Origin of the sequence: Paenibacillus sp. TAF43_2 (assembly GCF_052113545.1) — a bacterium.
In the GTDB taxonomy this organism is placed as follows: domain Bacteria; phylum Bacillota; class Bacilli; order Paenibacillales; family Paenibacillaceae; genus Pristimantibacillus.
The window spans coordinates 1-10229 of the sequence record NZ_JBFRDK010000206.1; the positions used below are offsets into that span (position 1 = coordinate 1).

Sequence of the window (10229 nt, forward strand, 5' to 3'; positions counted from 1 at the left end):
TTTTTGTTTTCACCATATCTTGCTGGTGCGGCGTCACTTATCCAAACACGTTCGGAGGCTTGCTCTTTAAGGACAATCGGTTTACCGTAAAAAGGCAGCTTTAACGGAAAGTCATATTCCACCTCGATAGCTAAATACGGCTCATGCTCTTTATTTAGATCCGGAAGCGATAGCCAGCTCAGCCTTATCTTCTGGGGATCAATAATGGCTGCATCAGAAAGTTCACTTATTAACGGATGAATAACAGATCTGCCTATTTCAGTAGCGGCCATATTTTGAATCGGACGAAAATCTCCTCGCAATGTAGATGAAATCAGCGCTCCTGCGGGTGAAGGCAGCCATTCAGCCGCTTCTGCGGCAATCTCACTCCATGAAGATAAAGGAATATTTCCTTTGGAAGGCAGCGGAACGACGGATGATGCCTGCTGCCAGGCAAGTTCTACTGGATAGATATGTGCCGCCATTTGCCTTACGGTCTGAGAAGCAGCAGAATGCAGTGCCAACTGTACCGCACATAAACGAATGAGCATGACGAAGACTAGCAGCACAACTATAACCATAGGCATAACTAATGCAGCTTCTACGACTATCGAACCTTGTTCCTGCTTAAGGCGTCGACATTTAATAAGACCAGCCCATCGTTTGTGTCGTCTCATAACGGTTGCCTACAACCTTTCCTTCCAGAAGTCCGACTGCTCCCAGCGTCCGAATTAATCCGGGAATGAACCAAAGCTCCATCGAAACGGCTGCTTCACCTGTCACTCCGCTCGGGACTGCAGAGAGAATCGTCCCACTGTTTAGTTCGATGGCTGCAATCATCCGGGCCAGACTTGCCCCATCATCGGCACCATGCATCAGTATAAAAAGACGTAAATAATCCGTATATGAAAGCTCTACTTTTATGTATTTGGAAAGTGGGGCAGACCCTCGTTCAGTGAAAGCAAGCATATCCTCGATCGATTTCTCTAATCCATAAATAAGCGCAGCTGATAAGATAAGCAATGGATGGCCTAATGATTTGCTTTCAAGCAGCCCCTCCATCGTTCTCACAGCCAGTCGAGCCGCAAATAATTCACCATATGCAGCAGCAATATTCCCTACTGGATTGTTGAAGCCATAAATAATATATTCCGCTTCCTGATTATGAAATGAAATGGCATGTGACAACTCTGATATTTCTCCTCCAGTCATCATCGAACGTAAATGCTGAGGAGCAAAAGAAGTGAAGCGTTGAATAACGTATTCACCAAAGTATAATGAATCTCTCGTTTTCTCCAGCATCCCGGCCATACCTGAGAACAATCCACCCATAAGCGTATTAGACTGCTCAGCTGCCATATGCGCATCACTTGCCTTCTCCATGTCGACAATCTCTGTTGCTTCATCAGTCTGCTCATTGAATAATAGGTTATCGTTATAACGCAGCTGTACCTGTTCGAACACCTTTTGATGTTCTTCCATTTGCGGGATACTTGTCAGTCCATGCAGCAAGCTGCGTGCCTGATTCCAGAGAGAACCGGCTTGCTCCTTTTGCTGTTTAAGCTGTTTCGATATCTGACCCTGATCGAGTGCTTTCTGTCGATCAACGATGATACTAGCAGGTCGAATATATTTCTGTTCATATGCCCCATAAGCAAGACGCAGGCTTGTGACGCTTTCAAGCAATGTATCAGCAGTTATGCTCTTAACCGGCTTAACTATAGAGGCAAGGCTGCTGGATTGATACGCACCTGCTTCCATATCGATTGAAGCAGCAGACGAGCCCTGCGCCTCCACCTCCTGACGGTACTCCGTGAACCATCCATCCGTCTTTACAAGCTCATCCGCAGCTTTCCTTACCTGCTCAATGTCAGAAGCAGCATCAGCGGGAACCAGATGCTGTTCAGTACTCGTTGCCTTATGCTTGGACACCGTATCATATCCACTATGCTGAGGCTGTTGATTGGCTTGTTGAACAATTCTCAGCATATCGACATTTAATGCCCTTGCAGCTTCCAGCTCCTGTATTGCTTCTCCCTGAAGCTTCACATGCTGTCTATGTATGTCATCACTTACTTTGCGCAGCTCCATAGCAAAAGCTGTCACTTTCTCCTCGTATGCTTCTATTTCCGCTGTATGCAACTTTTTCTCCCCGGCAGTTAACGATTGATTATATATAACTTTGGCCGCGTATGAGCTGTATTCCCCTGCAATGCTCAGAGCAGAATTCCCCTCTATTGCTACTACATCTGGCTGGACAGGAATTAACATAGAAATACTGCTTCCACTTATCATCGAGGCCATCTGCTTTTGCAATTGAAGCACATTAGCAAGATGAGTTTCCCGTTTCTCATAAAGCTTCCGCATACTCTCCAGCAGATTTATTGCAATCGATGCCTCCTTCATTGCACCTGCCATTGGTACAAACCTTGCTGCGAGATCCAATGTGAAATCTACTGGCGCCTTATACTTCATTTCTTCGAGCACCTGTCTTGAGAATACATTATGGCTGCCTAGAAACGTCGCTGCGTGCAGTGTTGCAGCATCTGACTTAGCGCGAACCAGCTTCATCCCTGATCGACCCGAGTCATCTGCTGTTTCTGTATTCGCCGTCATCATTTCCTCGAATATGATTTGACCGTCTGTACCGCCACGGCCAAATAAACCATATCGCTCATACAGAGCAGCGTCATAAGCAGAGAGTACAGATCTTACGCTTGACCTTACAGCATCCTCTGTTAATTTATGCAGAGCCGTAATTCGGGCATAATCAATAAGAAAAGAGAAAAACAACAGCAGCGAGGATAAAACAATAACCGAAAACACGGTCACTGCCCCATCTTCTCGAAAGAAAAGCTTGCAAATAAACTGCCGATAACGATGCTTCGAATCTTTTTTTATGCTCACTGCTGCCTTTCACCTCCATCGTTACCTTTCAAGCCTTATTTGTTCCGCTACATTATGGCTTTGTCGCCTTTCCCTGACTTTTATAAGTATCCAGCACTTGACCGGCCTGAGACTTTGCTTGCCCCGCTCCTCCAGCCCGATTTGCGAATCTTGATGAATAATAGCGTACGAGATCAACACTCCGAATAAACTCAGTTGGATCAACAACCGTGGAAGAGGCTGCACTTTTGGGTTCACGCTTCAACCAGCTTTTCTCAATGGATTCAGCCGATAAAGGCTCCTTCAGTTTTACTTTGATCACTCTTTTCAAAATGCTGCTTGAATAGCTGATTTCTCCTTCGTATGTTAGGCCTGCTTGTCCCAGCCATCTAGCAGACTGCTCTATTTTCCGAATAGCTAAAGCATTCTTTTCTCCATCACCCGTCTCTGCAAGTGGGAGCACGACTTTCGCTGCATCATTTTCTTCTCTCAGTCCAAATAAGCTGCTGAGCACGCCATCCTCGCCAATACGCCAATATAAACCATCATAACTTGGCTCATTGAGCATGCCGCTCCTTGCATCTCGATTACTGTTATCCCAGCTGAAAGCCGCACGCTCTGCTGTTGAAGACGCTGCATAATAGACAATGACCTTCTCGTACATGTACATTCCAAACAAAATAAACAACAATATAAGCCCGAACAGCATTGGAAACACAATCGTAGACTCCAGCGTAAAGCTTCCTTGCTCCTTCTTAAGCAAGCGAAGCAGCCCTGCATTTATACGCAATCTGTTCAAAAGCCTCACCCGCTAACTGAAAATTTTGTCCGCCTCGTCATCTGCTTTGCCCATCAAACGCTCAATCAGCTCAATAATCCAGTCTTTAAACAACAGTGCAATAATGATAACAACTGCAATAATCAAAATAATTTCAAGCGTCCCTAAACCATCTTCCTCATTCCAAAATGTACGTAGCGATTGGCCTATTTTTCTCATCCTTCATCTTCCTCTCTAATTTAAGTTAAGACATGAGCAGTACTGCGGGTGCTGCTACCAAAATCATGAGTACTAGCAGTATACCTACAAGCGGAAATACAAGCTTTGAGGAGGCTTGCTCCCCGCGCGATCTAGCGATTGCCTTGCGCTTCTCCCATAAAGTGTAAGAGAGCTCTCGCAATGCAAGAATAAAATGCTCTCCTCCGCGGCGATAATTTAATAAGAGCACCGTTGTGAAGATCGAAACCTCCTGCACCGTGCATCTTCTATTGAACCGCTCCATTGCCGTACTGAACGATTGACCGTTGCGAAGCATAGATACCGTCTCCCCCCATTCCTTGTAGAGAGGATGCTGCACAGCCTCCTTTCCCTCTAAGCATCTTGCTAGCGCTTGCTGTACCGTCTCACCGGCACCGACCAGCAGCATTAACTTGCTGATCATAACGGGGAGCTCCATAATGATTTGCTGCTTTCGTTCCTCAACTTGCCGCCTTGCATCTACGAAAGGGCGTATCGTTAGCACGATGCCGAATACTACCCCCATGACTAACAATGTAGGCTCCTGTCCAAGTAAACTCATCCAAGCACAGCCTGTTAAAGCAGCATATCCCGTACCGAGAGCAGCAGTTGCTTCACCTTTTGTCCSCTCAATTGACCAGCTGCTATCCTTCAATAAGAGGAGCTTCATATGGTAGCTGCCCATAGGCAGATGCAGCGTATCAAAAAGCTTGAACCGTTCTAGCACATGCATAAATGGATCAATCAAACTTAGCTGCATAAGCTGCTGCCGCGTTTGGTCATTCGTTTGTTTTCTACCCATTAGCTGACGCCATATGGCATACAATGCTCCTTTGCCTGCCAAGTACACCCAAATCGCCGTTAAAGTAACCGGCGCAATTGCCGCGAGCATGCTTTGTCTCCTTTCGTCCTACATTCGGATACTCATCATCTTTGCCATCAACCAAAAGCAGAGAAGCAAAAGCAGCAGCGCTCCCGTCAATAGCAAATATCCGATTCCTCCATACAAAGGAGCCATATAATCGGGTGCAGCTAGGCTTAAAAACGCTAAAAAAACAAAAGGCACCGCCATCATAATTCGACCTTCGAATTTTTTTTGAGCAACCATAACTGCAATTTCCTGCTCAATTTCTAATTTCTCTCCAATGATGATAGAGGTTTGTTTCATCACCTCAAGCAAATCTCCTCCAGAGCGCTTGCAAGCAGCTAATGCATCAACGAACTGAGTAATCTCATCAATTCCTGCACGATTAGCAAAGTTGCGCAGCGCGTATTCTAAGGGCTCGCCGTTATCTAGACGAAAGCGAATGATTTGAAACTCCAGCAGCAGTTCCGTTCGAGCATCAGGGTAAATTAGCTTCAAATCATCGTGAGTAGATAAAAATGCATTTTCAAGAGAGCGTCCTGCTGCAAGCAAGGAGGTCAGTGAAAATAAAGCTTCTTTAAATTGCAGCTTCAGTCTCTCCTTGCGCTGTTCCAGAAGAAATTTACGTCTAATTCTAGGAGCGAGTATACCAAGGCTTGCCGCTGCAAATGAAAGGAACACAGAATGATAAAATAAGAAGACAGCACCATAGAAAATCACAGCTGCGATTAAGGACGTAGCAATAAACTGGTTTCGATTAAGCGGGTATTGCTCATAATTGGTAAGGGTTCGGCCTGCTCTGAGGTTCGCTATCGTCGCATCGCTTTCCCAGCCACACCATAAGAGCATTCTCTCTATCCGTCCCCCATGTTGACGATGAAGGCTGCTGCTTTTATTCACGCCGCTTGAATTGTTCATATCGCCACTCCTTCGACCGTTCTTTTCCCAGCAAGCGTCAATTTGTCTATTCTCATTACCGGATTCGCCGTACGTTTTAGCCCGCCAAGCACTCTGCCATTCCGCTCTCCCTCCTCCTCAAAAATAAACAGTGGATTAAGCAATATTTCTCCATCTTCAACACCTATGACCTCGCATATCTCCGTCACTTTGCGGGTGCGATCACGGAATCTCGATAGATGGATAACAATATCGATGGCTGAGGCGATTTGCTGGCGAATAACGATCACTGGCAATTCTGCTGCACTTAGCACCATCGACTCCAGCCGAGCCATCATATCCTTCGCGCCATTACTATGGCCCGTTGACATGCTTCCGGCATGGCCGGTATTTAATGCCTGCAGCATATCAAGAGCCTCTCCTCCCCGCACCTCACCGACGATAATGCGATTAGGACGCATCCGAAGCGAGGCACGTATGAGGTCGCGAATCGTAATCTCCCCTTTCCCTTCCGTATTCGCATTGCGCGTTTCCATCGCCACTAAGTTAGGAATGGAGCGAATTTGCAGTTCAGCGGAATCCTCGATCGTAACAATCCGCTCATCCGGCTGGATAAACTGCGACAATGCATTTAAAAAAGTTGTCTTGCCTGTTCCTGTTCCGCCGCTTATAAACATATTGTATTGAGCCCCGACAAGCTCTTTCAAAAACGATGCCGCTTCCTGCGAGAGCGAGTGGAATGCTACTAGCTCCTCCATCGTGAGAGGCTGATCAGGAAACTTCCGAATGGTCATGCATGGTCCTTTAAGCGCAACCGGCGGCAATACGACATGCACCCTAGAGCCATCTTTCAGACGGGCGTCAACAATCGGCGTAGACTCGTTAACGACACGATTCACACTCGCAACAACGGTCTGGATTAGATCCTCGAGCCGCTCTCTACTTTCGAAAGAAACCGGCAAAAGTGTCATTCTCCCTCTTCGCTCCACAAATATTTCTGCATGATGATTGATCATAATTTCACTAATCGAGGCATCCTCCATGAGCGGCTGCAAAATATCAAGACCTCTAAATGAATGGAACAGCCTCCGTACAAGCTTCACTTTCTCGGTTGCGGTAAGAGGATGAAGATCGCACMATTCGAAGACGATCTCTTCTGCTATTCTCATCAGGCTTTCATCTGACAGTGATCCGCTAAAATCAATTTTGGCTCGTACCTTATTGCGCAGCTCAAGCACCGTTTCATCGCTCAGCAATTGATCCGCCTCCTTCCAAATAAAGCTGCTTGAATAATTGATCTGCAGCTGCTCGGTATAACGGCGATGACAGCAGAGCAACATGGCTTGCTCCTCGCCATTCTGGAATTTCCGGCAGCCCCACCTTGGCGCATGCCATGCCATCAATCTCCTTATGAACGGTATGCTTCGGGTTAACCACATGGTTTTTTATGCATTTGAATTTATTGGACAAAGAGCTAAAGCGATCACTCCACTTTTGCGCTCCATAACGCAGGGCCATTTTTTGTTTATCCTTCACAGACGGATTATCGCTTGCAACCCAAAGCACATGATTTGATCGTTCAAAAATAGCAAGGTGCAGCTCATCCAGACCGCCCTCCAAATCAACGACAATGAGATCATACTGCCCGCTTCGAGCAATCGTACTCACTATTCCGGCCGCATCTTCCTCATTAAGCGTCAATCGATCCTCCAAATTGGTGCACGGGGCTAAATAATCACCCTTAAGCTGCGAATCCCGTTTTCGATGCTCCATAAGCCAATTGACCGACTGCTCCGGCTGTGCCTTGAGTCCATAAAGCAGTTCTGACAACCCCTCCTCTTTCACCTCTCCTTCACTGAGGCCATCTGTATATTTCTGGTTGCGCAGCCAAGCTTCAGAAGAGTTCCACCGCTCAAGGTTCAGATAAAAGGTACGACATTGATGCACACTTGCAGCATGTACCAAATGCAGCGCCAAAGCCGTCTTCCCAACTCCCCCCGATGCCGAATAAACAGATATAATATTCATGCCAGACGGCCTCTCGTAAGCGCCTGACGATGAGGCAGCATGTCCTATCGCTTGGGAATGAATCTCCGAAAAACGCTTCAGCAGCTGGGGAATGGGTTGATATTGCAAAAGCTCATGCTCCTCCTTGCTCTCTCCCAGCTGTAATACTAGAGCAATTACAGGAATACCCGCTTGCTCTGCATCCATCTCTGCAAGCAGCTCAGGCTGAGCGGCCAATAAGTCAATCTTGTAGCCTTGCTTCACATAGAGCTTCCAAGAATCTGCGTGCGTGAACGCGATAATCTGCCATTGCTCGCCAAGCTTGCTGCCTTGCATATAATCAGCCAGCCGCTTCAAGTATTCCGGCTCCCTTACCGCCACAGCAAGTTGATATTTGTTCAGCCTTTTCACCTTCCTTCCGCTTAGAAAACACAAAAAAAGCACCGTAGAAGGCGCAGATATCTGCGTCCTTATACGGTGCTTCCGTGTTTGATCATTAACTTTGTTTAAAATTTACCATACCCATATTCCATTCGTCAACTAAGGAATTTTCTGCTGTTTATCTTATTTCTTTAACTTACAATTCCGTTGACTATTGGAAAAAGTTTTTGATCTCGCGCTCTGCGCTTTCGATAGAGTCAGATCCATGAATAATATTGCTAGCTACATCAATTGCAAAATCTCCACGGATTGTACCTGCAAGGGCTTCGGATGGATTCGTTGCGCCAATAAGACTCCTTGCGTTTTTAATAGCGTCTTTGCCTTCCCATATCATAGCAAATATAGGCCCCGAAACGATAAAATCGACCAACTCGTCAAAAAACACCTTTGAGCGCAAATGCTCATAATGTGTCTCGGCTTGCTCTCTTGAAAGGCGCATTACCCTTGCATCTACTAGTTTAAAGCCCTTCTCTTCAAATCGAGCAACAATACGACCTACTAAACCACGCGCGTAACCATCTGGCTTTACCATTACAAACGTTTTATCCATGTTGAATCCCCCTTTGTCTCTATCGGTATAGCCATTTATTTGTTAAGCCATTCAGTAATAATACCTGCAGTCTCTTCAATAGCACGATTTGTAACATCTATAACAGGACAATTCAATGATTTCATGACGGACTCTGCATAATCAAGCTCTTCTTGAATGCGCTCGGTTGTCGCATACTGCGCAGATGCCGGAAGTCCCAGCGTCTTAAGCCGTTCAGAGCGGATCTCCAGAAGATGCTCAGCTTGCATCGTTAAACCTATAATGAGCCTGCCAGGTGCAGGCTTCAATTCTTCGGGAGGATTAACCTCGGGCATTAACGGCAGGTTAGCCGTCTTAATTCCTTTATGGGACAAAAAGATGCTCAGCGGCGTCTTCGACGTTCGAGATACGCCAATCAGAACGACCTGCGCTTGTACAAAACCTCGAGCATCCTTGCCGTCATCATATTTCACAGCGAACTCAATAGCATCCATCCGGCGATGGTAAGCATCGTCAATGGAGTGCAGCAGCCCCGGCTCACGCTTCGGGAAACTCCCAAACGTATCAACGTATGCTTGCATCATCGGTCCCATGACATCAACGGCTCTAACTCCAGCTCTAAAAGCCTCTTCCTTCATTTGCTCCCGAAGCTCCGGCTGGACGAGCGTGTAGCTTATAAAACCTCCAGTATTAGCGGCCTCAGCCACGATACGGATAATTTCATCCTCGGATTTAATGTGACCGTAACGCTTTATTTTCACTTGTTCTGAGGAGAATTGACGTAAAGTCGCCTTTGCAACTGCTTCCGCCGTTTCTCCAACAGCATCGGAGCATACATAAATGATCTGCTGTTTCATAACTCTGGCTCCCCCAATTTCCCATCCATCGCGATGTCCGCCATAAGACGTATAATGTTCGACTTCGATACCCAGCCAGTAACCTCTGGATCAGTCACCTGATCCTCGCGCGGAATGATAACTGGTAAACAATCTACTTGATGAAGCGACATTTTGCGAATCGCTTCCATCACAGATTCGTCGGGCATTAGCGTCACAATATTAGGATAACGGGTCATCACCATACTGATAGGAATAGATGCAGCACCAGCGTTGCCAAGCGTTATTTTCAGCAAATCCTTCGGTGTTACGATTCCAACAAACCGTTTCTGTTCATTAACGATTAGAAGAGTATCTGCATTTTCAGTAAATAACGTAATAACAGCGTCATGCACGGACAACGAGTCCGGAACATTAACGGGAACACCTTGTACTTCTCTCACCTTCATATTGTTCAATTGCTGCAAAGGCTCGCTGCTCGAGCGATAGGTGTTGCCTAAGAAATAACCAACTTTGGGCTTCGCATCAAGCAATCCAAGCATRACGAGAAGTGATAAGTCCGAGCGCAGTGTGGGCCTGCTGACACCTAGAGATTCTGCCAACTGCTCACCGGTAATCGGCGCATGCCTCTTCACAAGCTCAAGAAGCTCCAATTGCCGCGAAGATAATTGAATCGTACTCTCCCCCGTCCTCTATATGAGTCATACTTGTATTATATATAACTATTATTTAAAAATAATATATCATATTAATAAATAATGTACAATATATGGT

The 10229-nt window shown here is 46.2% G+C and carries 10 protein-coding genes and 1 pseudogene; all 11 read right to left on the reverse strand.

Features of this window, described 5'->3' with window-relative positions:
• Positions 1-560 (reverse strand): annotated as a pseudogene (locus AB4Z17_RS28705) (hypothetical protein); the annotation flags it as partial.
• 61 nt (positions 561-621) lie between these two features.
• The gene (locus tag AB4Z17_RS28710; RefSeq protein WP_441963612.1) at positions 622-2886 is read right to left on the reverse strand and encodes a hypothetical protein; all 2265 of its coding nucleotides are present in this window, start codon (positions 2884-2886) and stop codon (positions 622-624) included.
• A gap of 52 nt (positions 2887-2938) precedes the next feature.
• Positions 2939-3664: a TadE/TadG family type IV pilus assembly protein gene (locus tag AB4Z17_RS28715; protein ID WP_441963614.1), complete on the reverse strand. Its 726-nt coding sequence runs from the start codon at positions 3662-3664 to the stop codon at positions 2939-2941.
• Positions 3665-3676: 12 nt separating this feature from the next.
• A complete protein-coding gene (locus tag AB4Z17_RS28720) occupies positions 3677-3862 on the reverse strand; it encodes a Flp1 family type IVb pilin (protein WP_441963616.1) in 186 nt (61 codons plus the stop codon).
• 25 nt (positions 3863-3887) lie between these two features.
• Entirely contained in the window at positions 3888-4772 is an 885-nt protein-coding gene (locus tag AB4Z17_RS28725; protein WP_441963617.1) for a type II secretion system F family protein, read from the reverse strand.
• An 18-nt stretch (positions 4773-4790) separates the two neighbouring features.
• Positions 4791-5663: a type II secretion system F family protein gene (locus AB4Z17_RS28730; RefSeq protein ID WP_441963618.1), complete on the reverse strand. Its 873-nt coding sequence runs from the start codon at positions 5661-5663 to the stop codon at positions 4791-4793.
• Entirely contained in the window at positions 5660-6895 is a 1236-nt protein-coding gene (locus AB4Z17_RS28735) for a CpaF family protein (RefSeq protein WP_441963620.1), read from the reverse strand. Before AB4Z17_RS28735 ends, AB4Z17_RS28730 begins: the two co-directional genes overlap by 4 nt.
• Positions 6885-8060, reverse strand: a complete 1176-nt coding sequence (locus tag AB4Z17_RS28740; RefSeq protein WP_441908673.1) for a hypothetical protein — start codon at positions 8058-8060, stop codon at positions 6885-6887. The genes AB4Z17_RS28735 and AB4Z17_RS28740 overlap by 11 nt, the downstream gene beginning before the upstream one ends.
• A 181-nt stretch (positions 8061-8241) precedes the next feature.
• Positions 8242-8640 carry a nucleoside-diphosphate kinase gene (gene ndk, locus AB4Z17_RS28745; protein ID WP_441908672.1) on the reverse strand — a complete coding sequence of 133 codons (399 nt, stop codon included), beginning with the start codon at positions 8638-8640 and terminating at the stop codon, positions 8242-8244.
• A gap of 35 nt (positions 8641-8675) precedes the next feature.
• The gene (locus AB4Z17_RS28750; protein ID WP_441908671.1) at positions 8676-9476 is read right to left on the reverse strand and encodes a pyruvate, water dikinase regulatory protein; all 801 of its coding nucleotides are present in this window, start codon (positions 9474-9476) and stop codon (positions 8676-8678) included.
• On the reverse strand, positions 9473-10108 hold the full coding sequence (locus AB4Z17_RS28755) for a CBS domain-containing protein (protein ID WP_076271030.1): 636 nt from the start codon (positions 10106-10108) through the stop codon (positions 9473-9475). Before AB4Z17_RS28755 ends, AB4Z17_RS28750 begins: the two co-directional genes overlap by 4 nt.
• Positions 10109-10229 lie beyond the last annotated feature (121 nt).

What these genes read in the sequence shown, in the direction of transcription:
- ndk (WP_441908672.1), bottom strand. Translation starts at nt 8,640, where the DNA reads ATGGATAAAACGTTTGTAATGGTAAAGCCAGATGGTTACGCGCGTGGT.
- AB4Z17_RS28750 (WP_441908671.1), bottom strand. Translation starts at nt 9,476, where the DNA reads ATGAAACAGCAGATCATTTATGTATGCTCCGATGCTGTTGGAGAAACG.
- AB4Z17_RS28730 (WP_441963618.1), bottom strand. Translation starts at nt 5,663, where the DNA reads ATGAACAATTCAAGCGGCGTGAATAAAAGCAGCAGCCTTCATCGTCAA.
- AB4Z17_RS28720 (WP_441963616.1), bottom strand. Translation starts at nt 3,862, where the DNA reads ATGAGAAAAATAGGCCAATCGCTACGTACATTTTGGAATGAGGAAGAT.